The following is a 21,433-nucleotide window of genomic DNA, read 5'->3' on the forward strand; positions in this document are numbered from 1 at the left end:
AGGGCCTTGATATCTTTATTTTTTCATAAAAATAAACCGATTGATTTAAGAACAACAATCGGCTTATTAGGTGATGCAAAACATGACTATACAATTACAAGCATTGGGATAATCATTGGATAGCGCTCTGTTTGCTCAAATAAAAATGATTTTAAATCATCAATGATGGCATCTTTTAGCATTGCTTCACTTAAATTACTTTTACTTAAATTCTTACGAATAACATGGAAAAGTCGTTTCCTACCTCTTTCAATTAGTTCACCTGATTCACGCATATAAATGAAGCCTCTTGACAATAAATCGGGTCCTGCGAGGATTTCTTTTTTGGCAAGGTCAATTGTAGCAACTACGATAACAAGGCCTTCTTCTGAAAGTACTTTACGATCCCGGAGCACAATATTTCCAATGTCACCAATGCCAGATCCATCAATGTAGACATCATTTGCATTAAAATGACCGGCCATACGTGCAGAGTCTTTTGTTAAAGCTAAAACATCACCATTGTCCATAATAAAGGAATGGTCAAGTGGAACATCACACTTTTCTGCTAATTCAGTATGAATTTTCAACATTCTGTATTCACCATGAACTGGTACAAAATATTTGGGTTTCATTAAACGCAACATTAGTTTTTGTTCTTCTTGGCCACCATGACCGGAGGCATGAATGTTGTTTATTTTACCATGAATAACTTCTGCACCAGCTTCTTCAAGCTCATTAATAACATGATTAACACTCAAGGTATTACCAGGAATAGGAGAACTTGAAAAAATAACTGTATCACCGGGTTGAATGGCAACTTGACGATGTGTACCGTTAGCAATTCGACTTAGTGCAGCCATTGGTTCACCTTGGGATCCAGTACAAAGAATCATTACTTTGTTAGCAGGTAGACTATTGATTTCACGTGCATCAACAAGCGCATCATCTGGAATATTAAGATATCCTAACTCACGACCGTTAATAATTGCTGCTTCCATACTGCGCCCAAATACTGCAATTTTACGTCCCTTAGCAAGCGCAGCTTCAGCAGCTTGTTGAACACGAGAAATATTAGATGCGAAAGTTGCAAAAATAATTCTTCCTTCAACTTTTTCAAAAATATGACGAATAGATTTACCAACCCATCGTTCTGATTTTGTAAAGTTGGGAATTTCCGCATTAGTACTATCAGATAACAGACATAAAACACCATCGCTTCCCAATTTAGCCATACGTTGTAGGTTGGGCGGCTGATTCGTTACTGGTGTTAAGTCAAATTTATAGTCACCAGTTACAACAACTGTTCCACTGGGTGTCTTAACGGCAACACCTAATGTATCGGGAATAGAATGAGTGGTCCTAAAAAACGAAACACTCGTTTTGCGGAACTTTAATACTGTGTCCTCATCAATTTCATGTAGCTCGGTAGTTCTTAACAATCCATGTTCTTCGAGTTTTCCTTTGATGAGTGCAAGTGCTAAAGGACCGGCATAGATAGGAACATTAACTTGTTTTAAAAAATAAGGAATACCACCTATGTGATCTTCATGACCATGTGTAATAACAAGAGCTTTAATTTTTTGTTGATTTGCAACAAGGTATTGGTAATCGGGGATAACATAATCAATTCCTAGTAATTCGTCTTCTGGGAATTTAATTCCTGCATCGATCACAATAATCTCATCTTGAAATTGGACCCCATATGTGTTCTTTCCAATTTCACCTAGTCCACCAACGGCAAAAACAGCAGTCTCATTGTTTTTGACATTAGGCTTTTTCATTCTTGAACTCCGTTATCTTGAACGATGGATTTTGTTGTTCATATTCGAGAGCTTTGGGGCTTAACTCTTCTAAATATTCGATATTAAAAGTTGTTTGTTCTTCCACAGTACTTCTTGCAATTACTTCGGAATCTGCTTCAACATAAAGTGATTGCGTGTTTTCTCGACGTGGATTAATTTTCATAGTTGGTTGATAAAATACTTTGTAAATCATAAATAATAACTCCTTAAATATATTAAATTCTACTGTTCTTGCCTTTAGCAAAACACAGTAGGGTAATTCTTTTAATTGTAATTCCGAACATGGATTGTATACACAATAATTACATCTATCTTAGCATATACTCAATTATAAGTATACAAATGAGTCTTTAGTTTTTGAAATTAATATTTAGAAATAGCACCATACATTTGCCATGTTATAATTGGGTTTAAAGGTAAGGTGATAAAATTGCAAAATGCAGTATTTTTTTTAATAATATTTTTTTTAATTATTGCCACAGGTGGATTTATTTTTCAACATGTAAGAAAAATAAAACGTACTAAATTACAACAGACAAATAAAAAATTAACAGATGCAGCCTTGGCAGAGTCTCTTAGACGGCTCGGACTTTCAAAGAATAAAATTAGTTTTGAAATAAGTACATCGCGACTTTCGGATGTTTGGGGAAGTGGAATAATGGCATATGAATATGAGGTCAAAATGCAAGATAAGGTTGCTGATGATAAATTCAAGGAAAAACTGTTTGTGTATCTACAAGAATACGCAAAACAAAACCATTTAATTTCAATTGGTGATGTTCCTGTTTTTGTCATTTCAGATTTATGGCAAGAAGATGAAATATTAAAAATTGATATTACTTATACAGCCAATGAAAAAACAATCAATTATTTGAAAGATGTTAGTAGAGTGGATTTAAAATGAACTAAGCGTATTTTAAAAAAAGCGTAACAAAATAAAGACCCACCAAAAATATCTTTTGTATGGGTCCATTACTTCTGAATTTAATCTTAACCGATTAAAATTGTTGATGGGTCTGTTTCAAATGGATTTTCTTTATTTATGTGGTCATAAAAAAGAATACCATTTAAGTGATCAATTTCATGTTGACAAACAATAGCGACATAATCACGTAGTTTTTCGATGTGCTTGTTACCTTCTAAATCATACCAACGTAGAGTAATTCGGTCATGGCGTGGAACGTATCCGGAGACCTCTCGATCAACTGATAGGCATCCTTCTCCTTCTGAGAGTGCAGCCATTTGAACTGATTCACTTAAAATAGTTGGATTAACCAATACATTTTTGAAAATTGGTTCATCATTTTCATTTGGAACAAGAACGGCTGTCATGCGTAAAGAAACATCTACCTGAGGTGCTGCTAAACCAACCCCAGCACGTAATTTATATTTTTTTGCAATTTCAGGGTCTTGACTATTTTCGAGAAACTCCATCATGCTAGATGCAAGTTCTTTTTGTTCCTTATTCATCGGGAAAGTAATTGTTTTTGCACGAGCTCGCAATGTTGGATTACCTTCACGAATAATATTATCCATGGTTATCAAAATAAATGCCTCCATTTTTTCTAATCATTGTAAGTATAACTTATTTGAGGCCAATTATAAAATATTTTCTTTGCAAATTAGTAATTTATATTATTAGCCTAATTGTATGTGTATAATTGGGGGAAAGAATAACTGGAGGAAGTAAAAAAGTATGCAATTACCAAACAATTTTAATTATCCCTTATTGCCAGAATGGAACACTGAAGAAATTATAGTAGCAACTGATTTTTATCAAATAGTTGAATTGATTTATACATCTAAGGTCAACCGTGCGGATTTTCTAGAAAAGTATAATGCTTATCAGAATGTTGTGCCAATGAAGATGGATCAGAAAAAAATTGATCAGGAGTTTTTCCTAGAAACAGGAATGAGTATATATAAAGCTACCAAGTTTGTTCAAAATAACAACAAACAAATTTTACATTTATAATGTGATGTAGTGTGGGGGGATTTACATTGGATAAGTCATTTTCAGATTTGGATAAAATGGTGAAGGGATGGATGAAAGAAGCTCGGTTGAAAATTCTGAAAGCTCTTAATGATGAAATTGATGTTTGGACCAAAAGTGGAAGAAATGATTTGGTAACTAATATAGATAAGGAAATTGAAAATTTTTATATTGAGAAAATTCATCATTTTGATTCAGAGGCAACTATTATTGGTGAAGAAACGTTTAGCAATGATGATTTGGACTTGAATGGGGTGACATGGTATTTAGATCCAATTGACGGTACAATGAACTTTGTAAAGCAAAAGGAACATTTTGCTACTATGATAGCTATCTATGAAAATGGTTGTGGAGTTAGAGGATATATTTTTGATGTAATGAGGAATAAAATATTTTGGGGAGGACCAGATATTGGCGTTTTTTGTGATAATGACCGATTAACTCCCCCAATCAATACTTCATTAAGAGATGGCTTAATTGGCATTGGGGCACCATACTTAATTCACAATTTTCGCAATTTACAAAAAGTGGCCTTGCAAAGTAGTGGTACCCGAATTTATGGAAGTGCTGGAATTCAGATTTTACATGTTATTGAAGGTAAATGTGTAGGATATGTTTCCTACTTACGTCCTTGGGATTTTGCAGCAGGTAAAGTTTTAGCAGAAACACTAGGCCTGAGTGTGAAAACGATTGACGGGAAGTCACTTAATATGTTAACATCTAGTGATGTACTAGTAGCTACTAAGAATGCTCAAAAAGACATAGCAAAACTTGTAAAAAAGAGTTAGCTGGTCATGGGCTGTGACTCAGGTCACAGTTTTTTTATGCTAATCAATGAAAGTAAGGAAATAGTTTCATTGGACATTAAAAGTGCGAGTATGAAGCTAGCAAGTCGAGACATAAATTGAAGGGAAGAAATAAATTTGAAAACACGTGATGATATCCGCAATGTTGCTATTATTGCCCATGTTGACCATGGTAAAACAACTTTGGTTAATGAGTTATTAAAACAATCGGATACTTTAGATGAACATACTGAAATTGACGATCGTGCTTTAGACTCGAACGCAATTGAAAAGGAACGTGGAATCACAATCCTTTCCAAAAATACAGCTGTTGAATTTAAAGGTAAACAAATTAATATTTTAGACACGCCAGGACATGCTGATTTTGGTGGAGAAGTTGAACGTATTATGAAGATGGTTGATGGCGTTTTATTGATTGTTGATGCATTTGAAGGAACGATGCCACAGACTCGTTTTGTTTTGAAAAAGGCATTAGAACAACATTTAACACCAATTGTTGTAATTAATAAGATTGATCGCCCAGGCGCTAGACCAGAAGAAGTTGTAGATGAAGTTCTTGATTTGTTTATTGAACTTGGTGCTGAAGAAGATCAATTAGAGTTTCCCGTTGTTTATGCATCTGCTGTTAATGGGACTTCATCGTTAGACTCTGATATATCAACACAAGAACACACAATGGATCCTATTTTTAATTCAATTATAGAAACAATTCCAGCCCCAGTTGACAATTCGGACGAGCCATTGCAATTCCAAGTTTCAATGCTTGATTATAATGAGTTTGTTGGCCGAATTGGTATTGGACGAGTATTCCGCGGAAGAATAAAGGTTGGAGATCAAGTTACTGTTTTGAAACTTGATGGTTCTAAGAAAAACTTCCGAGTTACTAAGTTATTCGGTTTCTTTGGTTTGAAGCGCTTAGAAATTAATGAAGCACAAGCGGGAGATTTGATTGCGGTTTCTGGAATGGAAGACATTTTTGTTGGTGAAACAATTTGTCCAGTTGATGCTGTTGACGCATTACCAGTGCTACGTATTGATCCACCTACACTTCAGATGACATTTAGAACTAATGATTCACCTTTTGTTGGGCAAGAAGGGGACTTTGTTACAGCTCGTAAGCTTGAGGATCGTTTGAAGATGCAGTTGCATACTGATGTTTCATTGCGAGTTGAAGATACTGATTCTCCTGATGCATGGGTAGTTTCTGGACGTGGTGAATTACATTTATCAATCTTAATTGAGACTTTGCGTCGTGAAGGGTTTGAATTAGCAGTTTCACGTCCACAAGTTATTTATCGTGATGTTGACGGACAAACTTGTGAACCATACGAAAATGTTATCATTGATACACCAGATGAGTATTCAGGTGCAGTTATTGATTCTATGGCACAGCGTAAGGGTGAAATGGTTAACATGGAGACAAATGCTAATGGCCAAACAAGATTAACATTTTCTGCTCCTACTCGTGGATTAATTGGATATGATTCACAATTTCTTTCAATGACGCGTGGATACGGTATTTATAACCATACATTTTCTGAATATAAACCAGTTATTCGTAATTGGGAACCAGGGCGTCGTAATGGTGCTTTAGTATCAATAAATCGTGGTAAAGCAACAACTTATGCAATCATGGGTGTAGAAGATCGTGGTACGATTTTTGTCGATCCCGGTACCGAAATTTATGAAGGTATGATTGTGGGATCTAGTTCACGTGAACGTGACATTTCAGTTAATGTTACTAAAGGTAAGAATATGACGAATGTTCGTTCATCTAACAAAGATCAAACTGCTTCGATAAAGAAGCCAACGCATTTTACTCTGGAAGAATCCCTTGAATTCCTGAATGAGGATGAATTGTTAGAGATTACGCCAGAAAGTATTCGTCTACGTAAGAGAATTCTAGAGACGAATGCACGTGAAAAGGCTGCTAAACAAAAGAAAATTGCTAGTCGCAAAGATTAATTGAGTTAAATAATGGACCGAGTCAAAGTTATCTTTTGATTTGGTCTTTTTTGATTTCAAAGAATTATACACAGTATTTTCATCCAAATTACGGCTTAGGAATTTAAAAACTAAAAATTAAAGTAATTAATAATTTATTTGTTGTGAATTGATTGAAAAATTATGATTTTGGTTGGATAATAAAGCACGAGAATTGCATGTTAATGAACAACTATTAATGTTTGCAATATTTCAAGAAAATTATTAGTATGATATAATTGTTTTATGTTTTAGGGAGGTGGCAGAGACATTGGAAGAATTTGTTTCAAGGTCAGATATGTTGGAAATGTTACAATCTGATTCCGATAAAATTCAGAAATTATTGAATAAACAACGTAACTTTTTGTGTTTATCTCAGTGTCCTGCTTTTGAAGAAGTTGCGGACACTCAACTATTTGGATTCTCCAAAGAGGTCCATTTAGCTAGACGTTGCGGATTGATAACTGCATCTGAAGCTCATCAAATGATTCAGAACTTAGAACAACTACTTTCTGATATATATGTATCGGTAGGAGAGGATGAGTAGATTCTGATTATTATGAGAAAGTTCATGGAAAAGATGAAATACTTTGATTTTTACCTGTTTATACCTTACATAGTTTTATGTTGTATTGGTGCCGTTATGGTTTATTCAGCAAGTTCAATAAATCTTTCGTATGCCGGAGCGGCGACAAATACGTATTTGACCAAACAACTTATTTACGTTGTTATGGGTGTAGGGTGCGTTATTTTTTCAATGATGGTACCAACTAGAAAGTTGGCAAATAGAAACTTTATAATTATTAGTTTTTTTGTAATGATGATATTACTATTATATGCTAAGTTTTTTACAACAGCTATTAACGGAGCAAATGGCTGGATTAATCTTAAACTATTCAGTTTTCAGCCTACAGAATTATGTAAACTTTACCTAGTTTTATTTATGGCACAAATTACATTAAATCATGAAAATAGTCAAACTTATGTTGCCAATAGGACAAATTGGAGACCGCTCGTATTAGTGTTTATTTTGCTTGCTTTAGTGTTAATTGAACCAGATTTAGGTGGCTTTTCAATTAATGCTTTTATCGCTATAGTTATGTATTTTGGAAATGGAAAAAATTATCGCAAAGCGTTGATTAAATTGTTAGGAATTTTGGGTTTAATTATTGTTAGTGTTCAATTAATGAGATTTTGGGATCCTTTGAAGGGAACCAAATTTGAATATATGTATGGTAGATTAGCAGCTTTTTATGATCCGTTTAAGGTCTCATCAACAAGTGGTCAACAACTGATTAATTCCTATTATGCGATTAGTAACGGTGGGCTATTTGGTGTAGGACTGGGGAATAGTGTACAAAAAAGAGGTTATTTGCCCGAACCATACACAGACTTTATTATCGCTATTATTAGTGAGGAATTGGGCGCAATTGGAGTTATGGTAGTGATTCTTTTGATTGTATGGCTTGTTTTGCGAATCTTTTTAATTGGTATTAGATCTAACAAACCATATGAAACGACAATTTGTTATGGTGTGGGAACTTTTATGGCAATTGAAACATTATTTAATATTGGGGCAGTGAATGGCCTATTACCAATCACAGGTGTTACTTTTCCATTTGTCTCATATGGTGGTTCAAGTATGATTGTACTGTCTTTAGCATTAGGAATAGTTATGAATATTTCAATTAGTCAAAAAAAGAGTCGAAGGGTTTAAAAGTTTTTAATTTTAGAGATTCATTACTCAATTCAAGAAAGTGGGATTCTGATGAAAAAAATATTAATTGCAAACCGTGGCGAAATTGCGATTCGAATCATTCGTGCATGCCAAGAGCTTAAAATAAAAACAGTTGCGATTTATGCAAAAGAAGATGAATTCTCTGTTCATCGTTTTAAAGCTGATGAGGCATATCAGGTAGGTGAAGGTAAGAAACCAATTGAAGCCTATCTAGATATGGACGATATTATTAGAGTAGCAAAAGAAACTGAGGTAGATGCAATTCATCCGGGTTACGGTTTTCTGGCTGAAAATGAACTCTTTGCTGAAAAATGTGAGGCTGCAGGTATCATATTTATTGGTCCTACTAAAGCCCAATTAGCAACTTTTGGAGACAAAGTAAAAGCAAAAGAGGCGGCACATAAAGCAGGTTTACAAACAATTCCAGGTAGTGATGGACCAGTTCATACTTTAGAAGAAGTGAAATTATTTACTGCGGAGCATGGGTACCCTATTATGGTGAAAGCGGCCTTAGGTGGTGGTGGCCGTGGAATGAGAATTATAAGTGATGAGTCAGAAATCGAAGAAAGTTTTAATAGGGCTCAAAGTGAGGCAAAGCAAGCTTTTGGGGATGAAGAATTATATATTGAGAAATACTTAAAAAATCCTAAACATATTGAAGTACAGATTTTAGCGGACAAACATGGTAATGTTGTTCATTTATTTGAGCGTGATTGTTCTGTTCAAAGAAGGCACCAAAAAGTTATTGAGGTTGCTCCTAGTTCATTGAATAAGGCAAGGCGCATGGAAATTTGTGAGGCTGCAATTTCTTTAATGAAGAGTGTTAACTATCAAAATGCGGGAACTGTTGAATTTCTTGTTACAGATACGAATTTTTACTTTATTGAAGTTAATCCACGTGTACAGGTTGAACATACAATTACTGAGATGATAACGGGTATCGATATTGTACAGTCACAAATCCAGATTGCTGCAGGTGCAGATTTATTTTTAGATTTAGAAATTCCACGCCAAGATAAAATGAATTATCATGGTTTTGCAATTCAATGCCGTGTAACAACAGAAGATCCAGAAAATAATTTTATGCCTGATACTGGTAAGATTGAAACTTATCGTTCACCGGGTGGTTTTGGAGTGCGGTTAGATGGTGGGAATGCATATGCGGGTGCTGTAATTAGTCCATATTTTGATTCTTTATTAGTAAAAGCATGTGTCCAGTCACGAACTTTTAATGGTGCAGTTTTGAAAATGAATAGAGTTCTTGATGAATTTAGAATCCGGGGGATTAAGACAAATATCCCGTTTATGCGAAATGTTATTAATCATCCTGACTTTATTTCTGGGAAAGCAGATACAACTTTTATTGATTCTACGCCAGAGCTTTTTCATCTGACCCATCTTAAGAATACACCTAACCAATTACTCAAGTATATTGGTGATATTACTGTCAACGGTTTTCCAGGCGCACAAAGACATGAAAAAGTTTTTGTCCCCAAAATAGAGTTAATAGACAATTTTGCAGTGTCTTCGCGAAAAGAAAATGCAAAAAATATCCTTGATAAGAATGGCGCAGTTGCAGCAATGGATTGGGTAAAAGAACAGTCTAAGCTATTGTTAACAGATACTTCGATGAGAGATGCACACCAAAGTCTTTTTGCAACAAGAATGCGCACTAAGGATATGTTACCTGTTGCTCAAGTCTTTGATAATGCTCTTCCAAATATATTTTCTGCAGAGGTTTGGGGAGGAGCAACCTTTGATGTAGCATATCGTTTCTTAGATGAAGATCCATGGGAAAGATTGAAGAAAATACGAAACGCAATGCCAAACACATTATTACAGATGTTGTTTAGAGGATCTAACGCTGTGGGGTACAAAAACTATCCTGATAATGTTTTACAACGATTTATTAAGAAAAGTGCATCAGATGGAATTGATGTTTTTCGAATTTTTGATAGTTTAAATTGGGTAACACAAATGGAAAAAAGTATACAGTTCGTTAGAGATACTGGAAAGATTGCTGAAGGTACAATGTGTTACACGGGGGATATCTTAAATACTGCAGAAAATAAATATGACCTAAATTACTATCGCACACTTGCAAAAGATTTGGTCTCTGCCGGTTCACAAATAATTGGAATTAAAGATATGGCAGGTTTACTTAAAACACAAGCAGCATTTGAATTGATTTCAACTTTAAAAGAAGAAGTAGATGTGCCAATTCATTTGCATACGCACGATACAACTGGAAATGCGATTGCTACATATTTACAAGCTGCTCGTGCTGGTGTAGATATTGTTGATGTAGCTGCGAGTGCGCTATCAGGTACAACTAGTCAACCAAGTATGAGTAGTTTATTTTATGCTTTATCAGGTAATAAAAGGCAGCCTGATTTAGATATTGAAAATGTAGAAAAGATTAATCGTTATTGGTTAGGTATCAAACCTATTTATCAAGATTTCATGAATGGAATTACTGCTCCACAAACGGACATTTATGAGACAGAGATGCCAGGTGGGCAATATTCTAATTTGCAACAACAGGCCAAAGCTTTAGGCATAAAGGATTTTGAGGAAGTTAAAAAAACTTACAAAGAAGTAAATGAATTATTAGGCGATATTGTAAAAGTAACCCCGAGTTCAAAAGTAGTTGGTGATTTTGCAATTTTTATGATTCAAAATAAGTTAGACTCAAATAATATTTTTGAGCGTGGTCAGATGCTTGATTTTCCAGAATCTGTTGTTAACTTTTTTGCAGGTGATTTGGGACAACCCGTTGGAGGCTTTCCAAAAAAACTCCAACAAATTGTTCTAAAAGATCGGAAGCCCATAACGGTGCGACCGGGTAGTCTAGCAAAAACAGTTAATTTTGGTGAGAAAAATCTTGAGTTGAGAGACAAACTAAAACATTTACCTACAGAAGAAGAGCTATTGAGTTATTTACTCTACCCTGATGTTTTTGTTGACTATGCTAGTGCAATCGAAAATTTTGGTGATTTATCGTCACTTGATACAACCACTTTTTATCAAGGAATGCGTACTGAAGAAACAGTGCATATAGAGCAAGGTAAAGGACAAATTTTGATTGTTAAATTGGCATCCATAGGAGAAGCTGATGAAGATGGCAAGAGAGTTTTGTATTTCATTGTTAATGGTCAAGATCAACAAATTGTAATTCAAGATAAGAGTAAGAAAGGTAAGATAAAAAAAATTCTGAAAGCCGAACCGACAAATCCCAAACATATTGGGGCAACATTAAATGGATCAGTATTAAGTGTTTTGGTAACAAAAGGACAAATTGTTAGTAAAGGTGAGCCACTAATAGTAACTGAGGCAATGAAGATGGAAACAACAATAAAAGCCCCAACTAATGGAAAAATTACTCATATTTATGTTAAAGCGGGCGATATTTTAGAAACACAAGATTTATTGATTGAAATTGATCCTGTAAAAAGTTAGTAAATAGTAGATGAGAAAAAAATTAGTTTTGCGCACGTTTAGAAATTTTATAATAATTGTATTTTTATCTTTAGTTATAATGTATGGTAATGCTATATATACTGATAATGATACAAAAAACGAACACCACAGAATTACAGAAAAAGTTCATGGAAAAGTTAGATTAACTACGCCAAAAATTATGCGTATCAAAGCACAGGGGTTTGCCAATTATATTGGGATGAATATTACTCAATTTGAAAAAGAATTTGGAGAGCCCCAAGCGGTTATGGATAGTGCAATAAATGTTAGATGGCTCTTATACAATGTTGATTCGGTTAATTATCTAAAAGTAGGAATTGATGAGTATACACAGAAGGTTTGTTCGATTGTTGTTGTCGGCAATATACCTAGTGTTAAATCAAAATTTAAAATTGGGATGTCTTTGAAACAATTAGTGAAAATATCCACTTTATATGCTAATTTTGAAGTTGCATATAGTGAAGAAAAATTTCAATTTGAACTTTCTGAAAATGATTTAAATAACCATCCATTGATTGGCTTTTCAAACGGTAGCTATGTAATATCATATCTGCAACCTAATTCAAAAAAAGTAATGGCTTTGGAGTTTTTGAATACTGATATGCTATTGAAAAAAAATATCTATCGAATTGTTTCTAGGACACCAATTCCTGCACAATATCAAGGAGAAACAAATTGGGAACAATTAGATACAATGGTGCCTTTTGATTTGTTACAATTAATTAATGTCAAAAGAAGAATTTTGGCGAACACAGTTTTATCATCAGATGAGATATTGAATCAAAGTGCAAGTAGTATAGTTAGCTTGCTTAATAAAAATCCAAAACGGTATTTAAAAGTTGGAGATGCCAATCTGTTATCAGATGTTTTAAGTGGAGATGTAGGGCAAAAAAAGTTTTTGAATTTGGATGAGAATGGCTTTTCAAATAAAATTTATAATGATGCTAAGCTAAATTCTAAAAGCTTTGAAATTCACGTCATTTTTCCTTTCTATAGCGCGACTACTTTTTTTGAGAATAGAAAATTACAACAAAATGTTTGGGATAGTATGGTTGCTTCTGGGACTAAAAAGATTGGAATTGCATACGACCAAGGACTATTGGTCATAATCATTAACAAAGGTGGTAACTGATGAGTTTAGAAATAAATGAACGTCAAGGAGTAATAGTCTATTTGTATCATTTAAAGAATAGCAGACAATTACGTAAGTTTGGAACGATTCACTATGTTTCAAGAAAGATGAAATATGTTGTTTTATATACTGATAGAATCAAAGTTTCAGAAACAATTAGTCAATTGTCAAGGATGCGCTATGTTAAAAGGGTAATGGTTTCACCGTTACCAGATGTTGAAATAGATTTTGCGGAAACTGTTAGTAAAATGTACAAGCTAACTGATGAAGATCGCGAGAAATATAAAGATAATAAAGAGTGAGAATATGAGAGTTATAGCGGGTGTTTATGGTGGAAGAAGGTTGAAGGCAGTTCCAGGTATGAAAACAAGGCCAACAACTGATAAAGTTAAAGAATCAATGTTTAATATAATCGGACCTTATTTTTCTGGAGGTGTTAGTCTGGACTTGTTTGCAGGAAGTGGTGGTTTAAGTATTGAGGCCGTTTCTAGAGGCGTGGACCATGCCTATTTGGTAGATCGACAGTATCAGGCAATCAGAACAATAAATGAAAATATTGAAATTACTAAAGAGCCTAATAAGTTTTCTGTTTTTAAAAATGATGCAGAAAGAATACTGGAAAAATTACACAACGAAAAGATTAAGATTGATTATCTTTTTTTAGATCCACCATATAAAGAACAAAAAATTATGTTACTGTTGTCAAGAATAGTAAGTTTAAATTTGCTTAATAAGGATGCTATAGTTGTTTGTGAGACTGATCAAGACGCACATCTGACTGATAATATTTTAAACTTTGAATTAAAAAGACGGGCTGATTATGGAATAACAGAAGTGATAGTTTATCAGTACAGGGGTGAATAGGGAATGCGTGCAATCTTTCCAGGAAGTTTTGATCCAATTACATGTGGTCATATTGATTTAATCAAGAGAGCTTCATCAATTTTTGATGAGTTGGTTATTATAGTGATGACAAATACTAGTAAAATAGGCCTTTTTTCGAGTAATGAACGAGTAAGTTTAATTAAGCATGAAATTCAAGATATTACAAATGTTTCTGTGGAATCACGTGAAAATATTTTAACAGTTGAGGTAATGCGAGATTTAAATGCTCATATATTAATTAGAGGACTTAGAAATACCCATGACTTTATATACGAAACGGATATTGCTGCTATTAATAAAAGGTTAAATCCTGGAATAGATACTATTTTTTTCCCGACTTCAAAAGAATATGAGCATATTTCATCAAGTTTGATTAAGGAAGTTGCAAAATTTGGTGGTGACTTAAGTGGAATGGTACCAAAAAATGTTGAAAGAGTTTTAAAGGACAAATTAAGATGAAAAAATTTAAAATTTATGCTTATGCTTTTTTGGGAGTTATTTTATTAGCAGTTGTTTGTTTATTACCATTGCCAGTTTATTTAGAAAGCGTTGGAAAAGCTATCAATGTTGCTGATTATGTTACAGTTAAAGGTAGAACAGACGAGTCTAAAGGTAAATTAATGTTGACTTATGTAAGCTTACAAAAAGCTACTCCGATACTATATGTAACAAGTTTTCTTGATAAGTATACTTCTAGAGTTCCTGCAAGTGAGATTTCAGGTGGTGAAACAAACGCTGAATTTGATAAAGTACAATCTTACTATATGACTGATGCAGTAAATCAAGCAAAAGCAATCTCTTTGAAATTAGCACATAAAAAGTATAAACGGGTGTACCTAGGTATATATGTGATGTCAATTTTAAAGAATTCCACTTTTAAAGGTAAACTTAAAGTTGGTGATACGATTGTTGCTGTTAATAATCGACATTTTGATAGTACTGAAGGCTTTATGAAATACGTGAAAGCACAAAAAAAGGGCTCTCCAATTGAAATTACTTATTTAAGAGATGGAAAACAGAAGAAAGCGAATGGAAAAACAGTTACATTAATTGGAACAAATAGAAGTGGAATAGGAATATCATTAGCTGAAAAAACGAAGGTAAAAAGTCCTACTAAAATCAGAGCAAATATGGAGGGGATAGGTGGCCCTTCTGCAGGGTTGATGCTTTCATTACAGATGTATTCTCAAGTTGCAAATGTGGACTTGAAGGCAGGTAGGAATATTGCGGGAACTGGAACTATTTCAAGTAATGGGAAAGTTGGAGATATTGGCGGAATTGATAAAAAAGTTGTTGCTGCTAGTCGTGCAGGTGCAACAGTCTTTTTTGCGCCTAATAATCCAGTATCTAAAGCAGAGAAAAAGGCAGATCCGACCGCATTATCTAATTACGATGAAGCAAAAGAGACGGTGGAAAAAGATAATTTAAAAATTAAAGTAATCCCTGTCAAAAATATAAATGAAGCAATTTCATATTTAAGAAATAAGTAATTCTTTGGAAGAGGTAAAAAATGAGTATCCTAAGTTATATCTTAGTCGTATTTGTGGCTCTTGAGGCACTTTTTATAATGTTATTAGAGATGTTTGGAGCACAAACAAAATTTGCACAAAAAGCGTTTAATTTGTCACGAGAATATTTGGCACAAAAGGAAACTAAAGTAGCAATGGCGAATCAAGGATTATACAACGGATTTATAGGTATTGGGATACTAGTTGTGCTTTTGATGTTTCCAAGTAATGCTGTTTTTAGTGGAGTGCTTTTATTTGTAGGTTTTGTTGTCATCGCTGCAATTTACGGGTCCATTACAGCTAATCCTAAGATTATAGTTTCACAGGGTTTACCAGCAATTTTGGCGTTAATAGCTCTCTTTTTTTCATAAGTGGTTTTTTGATTTAATTCTGTGAATCAAAAAAAATGGAAAAAACTAGTAATTTAAGTATATTTATATCAATAAAGTAAAGACTAGGTCGAAAACAAATTTTTGACCTAGTCTTTTTTAGTTTTTGCTAATTTATGAAATTTAGAGCCTAGTAATTTATCAGGTATAAGTTTTTGCGTATTTATAATTAGAGGAGGGAGGATATTTGAATAAACTATATGAGCTTTGGGATGAAAACAAGAAACTTTTTATGATAGCAATTTCTGTTTTTTTAGTTTTAAGTGGGTTAACGATTGCATATTTTTTGAAATTTAATACTATTGGTGAAACTAAGGAATTTAATTTTTCATTGAGCAGTTCCAGAAATAATTTGAGTTCTATAACTATGTCTACCGGTTATGGAACAAGTAAGAATTCTGTAAAAAAAATTTCAGTTGATGTAAAAGGTGCAGTAAAATATCCAGGATTATATACATTGAATAACGATTCCCGTGTGGATGAAGCAATAAAAATGGCGGGAGGAATACTGGAAAATGCAGATAATAATCAGATAAATCTTGCTTTGATTTTAAAAGACCAATCCATTGTCTATATTCCCTTTAAGGGTGAATATTCGAATTCATTATTGACTACCGTACAAGCTGAGACTGGTAATTCTGGCAATTCGTTAAATGAGTCTAATAATAGTGATGCACAATCAGTTAGCGAAGCAGGCATGGAAAAATATGATATAAACAAAGTCACAAAAGAAGAATTGGAAAACATTCCAGGAATTGGTGAAAAAAAAGCAGAACAAATAATTAACTATCGGACTGAACATGGAAGATTCAATCAACTTGATGAATTAAAAGATATCTCTGGAATTGGTGATAAAACATATGAGAAGTTTCAGATGTATCTGAAATTGGGATCTTGATAAATTACTCAGTATTGCTGAAAATTTGATTCTGATATAGTATTAAAATAAATCAACTAATTAATTATTGAAGGGTGAGAGTATGAAAGATAAAAGAATCCCATGGGATCAATATTTTATGATGCAAGCTGTTTTATTATCTTTGCGTAGTACATGTGAAAGATTATCAGTTGGGGCAATACTTGTACGCGATAAGAGAGTTATTGCTGGAGGATATAATGGCTCTGTATCTGGTGATGTACATTGTATTGATCATCAATGCTATTTAGTAGATGGGCACTGCGTGAGAACTATTCATGCTGAAATGAATGCTGTCTTGCAATGTGCAAAATTTGGAGTTGCAACTGAAAACGCAGAGGTATATGTAACTGATTTTCCTTGTTTGCAATGTACAAAAATGTTGTTACAAGCAGGTATAAAAAAGCTCTTTTACTTAAGAAATTATCATAATGATGAATATGCTTTGAAGTTGATGAAATTAAAGAATGTTGATGTCCAACAGGTAAAATTAGATGCAGCTTATTTGCAAAAAGTCGCAAATGATTCTCTTTTTGAGAATATAAGAGAGTTGAATTCATAAAAAATTATATTTTTCTTTTTGCAGTAACTGCAGTTGTTCTTTGCTTTTTAAAGCTTTCTTTTAATTGGATTGTAGTAGTAATTGCTTTAATTCTTTTTTTTAGAATAATTACAATTAAAGACCGTTCTTTTTTTTGTGCATGGGTAGTTTTTGTATTATTTTCGTTATATATGGTTTCAATGTGGCAAAAAAAAATTGATGCGCAGTCAATTGAAAGCAAAATTTTAATTTCACAACAGCATTGTGAAATTTATCCGGATCAGTGGCAAATAGATGGAGATTTATTAAAATTTCCGGCAACCTGGATTGAAGGAAAACAAATTGTCCAATTTTCTTATAAATTTAAGTCTAAGAATGAAAAAAATTTATTTTTGGAGAACAAAAAAACAGCTATTTTTTTGTTCTCCGGAGAAATAAAACAACCTGATAGTTTTACAAATGAGAATCAATTTGACTATCGTCAGTTTCTAAGATCTAAAAATATTGCAAATACAGTATACATTTCTGATTTGAAAGAAGTAGAGAACTACCAAAACAATTTACGAAAAAGTTCACTACTTTCATTTATTCATAATATACGAAAATATTTAATTGATTATTTTGGAAAAATACAGCAACCTCTTTCAGGATACTGTCAATTATTACTGATTGGATACTATGATTCGGATTTTAATGGTCAAATTGATATTATCAATAAATTAGGTTTATTATATCTCTTTAGTTTGTCAGGAATGCATGTTTTTTATATCATTATTGCAATTAGATGGTTGTTCACAAAACTTCATGTATCTGATGAGATATGTTCTTTTGTTTTATTACTAGTATTGCCCCTATACCTAATAATTGGTGGTTCATCGGCTAGCTTAGTTCGAGCTGTGATGATGAGTTGGCTAATAATTGCCAATCAGTCCATTTTTAAAACAAAACTTTCAGGAATTACAGCGGAATCATGTGTGCTGATAACTAATTTGTATTTGTGCCCGGGCATTATTTTTTCAATGGGGGCACAACTCAGTTATTTACTGACATTTATATTATTAATTAATAAGGAAAAAGGTCCTGTTTATTTGGGGTTAAAATTAACAATATATAGTATTCCAATCGTATTGTGGAATACATATGAATGGAACTGGTTAACAGCTTTTTTGTCAATCGGAATTATCCCTTTTTTTGAGTGGCTAATTATTCCAGCTGTTATTATTGGGTCAACAATACCAATACTTACTTTTTTCTGTAATAAAATTTTAGTCGGTTTTACTGCAATTTTTAATTTTTTAAGTTCTTTACCATTTACTTGGAACTATGGTAAACCACCACTATTCTTTGTTGTTTTTTGGAGTATTTTATTTTTACTTTTAGAAAGAAAAAAGGGTAGATACAAGTTATTTTTGTATATTTTAATTTCTTTTATTCTTTGTGCAATAATAATTAGGTATCCCCTAAATGAACAAGTTATTTATTTTGATATTGGGCAAGGTGATAGTACTTTAATTGTCGAAAAATTTAATAAAAAGATTACTTTGATTGATACTGGTGGAAAAATAAGTTTTAACAATGAAGAATGGAGAAAAAGGGAATCAAAAACTACAGGAGAAACGATTATTGCAAATTATTTATTAAGTAAGGGTATCAGTGAAATTGACAATCTCTTTTTGACACATCAAGATACAGATCATGTTGGTAATTTTCCTACATTTTCAAAAAAAATTAAAATTGACAATCTTTTTGTACCAGATGGGATGGAGAAGTTAGCATCTTTTGTGATAAGATTGAATAATTCTGCTGTAAAAAAAGAAAATGTACATCCTATTTCTACAGTTAAAGTAAAGCGAATTGGACTGTTTAAAATCTTGCATCCTTTCGGCCAAGGTAATGGAGAAAATAAAGATTCAATTACCGTTACTTTTAAATTAAGTGGGGTTTCCTTTATTATAAGCGGAGATTTAGATCAAGCAGGGGAAAAAGAAGTAATAAAAAAGAATAAATTGTTAAAGGCTGACATCCTTAAAACGGGGCATCATGGAAGTAAAACATCAACAGCAAAAGAATATGTTGAGCAACTAAAACCAAAATTTGCAATAATTTCAGCAGGTAGAAATAATAGGTATGGGCATCCAAATGTTGAAACTTTGGAAACTTTGAATGGTTATCATGTTCCATATGTCAATACTGCAGAAGTAGGTATGATAAAAATTTTACCCACTGGAAATCATGAAGTAAAAGTTGAGACTCTTTTGAAGGGAAATGGTGTAATAAAATGAAAATGGATGAACTATTTGCCAACATAAAGCAGAATAATTTTGACAATATCTACCTTGTTTTAGGCAAAGAAGACTATATTCAAGATAAAGTAGTTAAAGCTTTTGTACAATGTATACCCGAAGAAGAAAGAGCAATGAATATTGGACAATATGATATGGAAAGCAATTTTATAAGTGATGCTTTAAATGATGCTGTTTCTGCTCCTTTTTTTGGTGAAAGAAAATTAATAATTATAAAGCATCCGGTTTTTTTAACTACGGAGAGTAAAAAAAGCAAATTAGATCAAAATATAGATGACTTGATAAACTATGTTGCTAATCCGGAACCTACTACAATTTTTTTGGTGATTGCACCATATGAAAAGCTAGACGAAAGAAAAAAAATAAGTAAGCAACTGTTGAAAAGTGCAACTTTAATTGAGAGTGGCTATGTTTCAGATGAAGATACGTTAAAAGAAGTTAAAAGATTAATTGCAGAAAAGGGGTGTACGATTACAAAAAATGCATATGAATTATTAAAAATTAGAACTGAAGGAAAGATGTCGCTATTATTAAATGAAATTTCAAAATTAACCCTTCTAGCTAATGAAACAAAAAAAATTACTGAAGAAATGGTAAATAGAATGGTTACGCAAACTCTTGAACAGAACATTTTTGACCTAGGTAATTTAGTATTGACTGATAAAATTACGGAAGCTATAGAAATGTATAATGACTTAATTTTACAACATGAAGAACCATTGAAAATTAATGCAATTTTGATTGGACAAATCAGGTTACTTCTGCAAGTACAAATATTACAAAGCCATGGGTATGTTCAAGGCAATATTGCGAGTGTATTAAAAGTTCATCCGTATAGAGTAAAATTAGCCTTACAAAGTTGCAAAAAATATAGGCAAGACTTTCTAAGTTTAAAATATTTAGGATTGGTCAAACTAGAGGAACAAATGAAGTCTTCACAAAAAGACGCGCGTAAGTTATTTCAGTTATTTATGTTAGGTTTTTTTTCAAGAAAATAATATATATGGTGATATTTACTTTAACTCAAAGAAAAAAATTATATTAGAAATATAAAAAAAGCTATTTCAATTTCGAAATAGCTTTTTTATTATTTTGCAAAACGAGCTGAAAGTCTTGACTTGTCTCGAGCTGCCTTATTTGCTTTAATTAAACCCTTTGATTTAGCTTGGTCAACAGCTTTGATAGCTGCTTTATATAATTCTTCAACGTTTTCAGCACCTGTAGTTTTTGCATTTTCAAACTTTTTAACTGCAGTACGCATTGAACTAAGTTTAGAAGAGTTACGAGCATTAGCTTTTTCGTTTGTTGTAACACGCTTAATAGCTGATTTGATAATTGGCAAAGATTTCACCTCCACATAGATTCCATACTGGCATCATAAAATATTCAACATAGGCTATTATACAAGAGCTCATGGAACATTGCAATAAAAAAGTGAAAAAGTGTCAAGGAAATTCACTTGACTAACAAGTTGAATATAAGAATTGCAATTACGATGTAGTACGTGTATACTATTGACTAGTGCTTTGGCACAGTACCCTGTACTCAGAGTAACGATGCTCACCAACGTTATTCCGGGATAGCGGTATTTATGATATGGAAGGTGGGAAAAGTAATATGGCAATTTCGAAAGAAAAGAAAACTGAAATTATGCAGAAGTATGCACGTCATGAAGGTGACACAGGTTCTGCAGAAGTTCAAATAGCTGTTTTAACATTTGATATTAATGAGCTTAATGATCATATCCGTTCACATAAGAAGGATTATGCTTCTCAACGTGGTTTGATGAAGAAAATTGGGCATCGTCGTAACTTGTTAGCATATTTACGTGCTAAGGATGTACAACGTTATCGTGAATTAATTAAGAGTCTTGGCTTACGTCGTTAATTTACAAATAATATTAGAAAGTTCCCGTTGTCTTGAAGAAGATTTTCGGAAACTTTCTTTTTTTGTATAAAAATTAAGCAAAAGTAGA

General features: G+C 32.9%; 22 protein-coding genes. 18 read left to right on the top strand and 4 right to left on the bottom strand.

Annotation, left to right across the window (positions count from 1 at the left end):
• Nucleotides 1-86: 86 nt before the first annotated feature.
• Together rnjA and FC80_RS04675 are read right to left on the bottom strand one after the other, a co-directional pair.
• Nucleotides 87-1,763 (bottom strand): ribonuclease J1, encoded by a 1,677-nt coding sequence (gene rnjA / locus FC80_RS04670; protein WP_057828970.1) that lies wholly within the window; start codon nt 1,761-1,763, stop codon nt 87-89.
• Nucleotides 1,750-1,977 (bottom strand): DNA-directed RNA polymerase subunit epsilon, encoded by a 228-nt coding sequence (locus FC80_RS04675; RefSeq protein WP_057828971.1) that lies wholly within the window; start codon nt 1,975-1,977, stop codon nt 1,750-1,752. Before FC80_RS04675 ends, rnjA begins: the two co-directional genes overlap by 14 nt.
• 237 nt (nt 1,978-2,214) lie before the next feature.
• Here FC80_RS04675 and FC80_RS04680 point away from each other — a divergent pair, with 237 nt between their 5' ends.
• Nucleotides 2,215-2,688, top strand: a complete 474-nt coding sequence (locus tag FC80_RS04680; RefSeq protein WP_057828972.1) for a hypothetical protein — start codon at nt 2,215-2,217, stop codon at nt 2,686-2,688.
• Nucleotides 2,689-2,774: 86 nt separating this feature from the next.
• Here FC80_RS04680 and def read toward each other — a convergent pair whose 3' ends face one another.
• Nucleotides 2,775-3,329, bottom strand: coding sequence for a peptide deformylase (gene def, locus FC80_RS04685; protein ID WP_057828973.1), 555 nt, complete (start codon nt 3,327-3,329; stop codon nt 2,775-2,777).
• Nucleotides 3,330-3,480: 151 nt separating this feature from the next.
• Here def and FC80_RS04690 point away from each other — a divergent pair, with 151 nt between their 5' ends.
• The 16 genes from FC80_RS04690 to holA all read left to right on the top strand — a co-directional run bounded on the left by FC80_RS04690 (nt 3,481) and on the right by holA (nt 20,456).
• Nucleotides 3,481-3,759, top strand: coding sequence for a UPF0223 family protein (locus tag FC80_RS04690; protein WP_057828974.1), 279 nt, complete (start codon nt 3,481-3,483; stop codon nt 3,757-3,759).
• Nucleotides 3,760-3,785: 26 nt separating this feature from the next.
• A complete protein-coding gene (locus FC80_RS04695) occupies nt 3,786-4,565 on the top strand; it encodes an inositol monophosphatase family protein (protein WP_057828975.1) in 780 nt (259 codons plus the stop codon).
• Between the two features lie 135 nt (nt 4,566-4,700).
• Nucleotides 4,701-6,548, top strand: coding sequence for a translational GTPase TypA (gene typA / locus FC80_RS04700; RefSeq protein WP_057828976.1), 1,848 nt, complete (start codon nt 4,701-4,703; stop codon nt 6,546-6,548).
• A gap of 289 nt (nt 6,549-6,837) precedes the next feature.
• The gene (locus FC80_RS04705; protein ID WP_057828977.1) at nt 6,838-7,113 is read left to right on the top strand and encodes a DUF1507 family protein; all 276 of its coding nucleotides are present in this window, start codon (nt 6,838-6,840) and stop codon (nt 7,111-7,113) included.
• Between the two features lie 24 nt (nt 7,114-7,137).
• The gene (locus FC80_RS04710; RefSeq protein ID WP_235807237.1) at nt 7,138-8,283 is read left to right on the top strand and encodes an FtsW/RodA/SpoVE family cell cycle protein; all 1,146 of its coding nucleotides are present in this window, start codon (nt 7,138-7,140) and stop codon (nt 8,281-8,283) included.
• Between the two features lie 51 nt (nt 8,284-8,334).
• The gene (locus tag FC80_RS04715) at nt 8,335-11,763 is read left to right on the top strand and encodes a pyruvate carboxylase (protein WP_057828979.1); all 3,429 of its coding nucleotides are present in this window, start codon (nt 8,335-8,337) and stop codon (nt 11,761-11,763) included.
• A 10-nt stretch (nt 11,764-11,773) separates the two neighbouring features.
• The gene (locus FC80_RS04720; RefSeq protein WP_057828980.1) at nt 11,774-12,916 is read left to right on the top strand and encodes a CAP-associated domain-containing protein; all 1,143 of its coding nucleotides are present in this window, start codon (nt 11,774-11,776) and stop codon (nt 12,914-12,916) included.
• On the top strand, nt 12,916-13,218 hold the full coding sequence (locus FC80_RS04725) for a YlbG family protein (protein WP_057828981.1): 303 nt from the start codon (nt 12,916-12,918) through the stop codon (nt 13,216-13,218). The genes FC80_RS04720 and FC80_RS04725 overlap by 1 nt, the downstream gene beginning before the upstream one ends.
• Nucleotides 13,219-13,222: 4 nt before the next feature.
• Nucleotides 13,223-13,780, top strand: coding sequence for a 16S rRNA (guanine(966)-N(2))-methyltransferase RsmD (gene rsmD / locus FC80_RS04730; protein WP_057828982.1), 558 nt, complete (start codon nt 13,223-13,225; stop codon nt 13,778-13,780).
• Between the two features lie 3 nt (nt 13,781-13,783).
• On the top strand, nt 13,784-14,260 hold the full coding sequence (coaD, locus tag FC80_RS04735) for a pantetheine-phosphate adenylyltransferase (protein ID WP_057828983.1): 477 nt from the start codon (nt 13,784-13,786) through the stop codon (nt 14,258-14,260).
• On the top strand, nt 14,257-15,291 hold the full coding sequence (locus FC80_RS04740; RefSeq protein WP_057828984.1) for a SepM family pheromone-processing serine protease: 1,035 nt from the start codon (nt 14,257-14,259) through the stop codon (nt 15,289-15,291). Before coaD ends, FC80_RS04740 begins: the two co-directional genes overlap by 4 nt.
• Nucleotides 15,292-15,311: 20 nt before the next feature.
• Nucleotides 15,312-15,680, top strand: a complete 369-nt coding sequence (locus tag FC80_RS04745) for a DUF1304 domain-containing protein (protein WP_057828985.1) — start codon at nt 15,312-15,314, stop codon at nt 15,678-15,680.
• 205 nt (nt 15,681-15,885) lie between these two features.
• Nucleotides 15,886-16,596 carry a helix-hairpin-helix domain-containing protein gene (locus FC80_RS04750; RefSeq protein WP_057828986.1) on the top strand — a complete coding sequence of 237 codons (711 nt, stop codon included), beginning with the start codon at nt 15,886-15,888 and terminating at the stop codon, nt 16,594-16,596.
• Nucleotides 16,597-16,678: 82 nt separating this feature from the next.
• Nucleotides 16,679-17,176 (top strand): ComE operon protein 2, encoded by a 498-nt coding sequence (locus FC80_RS04755; RefSeq protein ID WP_057828987.1) that lies wholly within the window; start codon nt 16,679-16,681, stop codon nt 17,174-17,176.
• Nucleotides 17,177-17,184: 8 nt separating this feature from the next.
• Nucleotides 17,185-19,437: a DNA internalization-related competence protein ComEC/Rec2 gene (locus tag FC80_RS04760; RefSeq protein ID WP_057828988.1), complete on the top strand. Its 2,253-nt coding sequence runs from the start codon at nt 17,185-17,187 to the stop codon at nt 19,435-19,437.
• Nucleotides 19,434-20,456: a DNA polymerase III subunit delta gene (gene holA, locus FC80_RS04765; protein WP_057828989.1), complete on the top strand. Its 1,023-nt coding sequence runs from the start codon at nt 19,434-19,436 to the stop codon at nt 20,454-20,456. Before FC80_RS04760 ends, holA begins: the two co-directional genes overlap by 4 nt.
• 89 nt (nt 20,457-20,545) lie before the next feature.
• Here holA and rpsT read toward each other — a convergent pair whose 3' ends face one another.
• Complete coding sequence (rpsT, locus tag FC80_RS04770; protein WP_057828990.1) at nt 20,546-20,800, bottom strand: 30S ribosomal protein S20; 255 nt, start codon at nt 20,798-20,800, stop codon at nt 20,546-20,548.
• A gap of 275 nt (nt 20,801-21,075) precedes the next feature.
• Here rpsT and rpsO point away from each other — a divergent pair, with 275 nt between their 5' ends.
• A complete protein-coding gene (rpsO, locus tag FC80_RS04775) occupies nt 21,076-21,345 on the top strand; it encodes a 30S ribosomal protein S15 (RefSeq protein ID WP_057828991.1) in 270 nt (89 codons plus the stop codon).
• Nucleotides 21,346-21,433 lie beyond the last annotated feature (88 nt).

It is taken from the genome of Liquorilactobacillus cacaonum DSM 21116 (genome assembly GCF_001436735.1).
Classification (GTDB): domain Bacteria; phylum Bacillota; class Bacilli; order Lactobacillales; family Lactobacillaceae; genus Liquorilactobacillus; species Liquorilactobacillus cacaonum.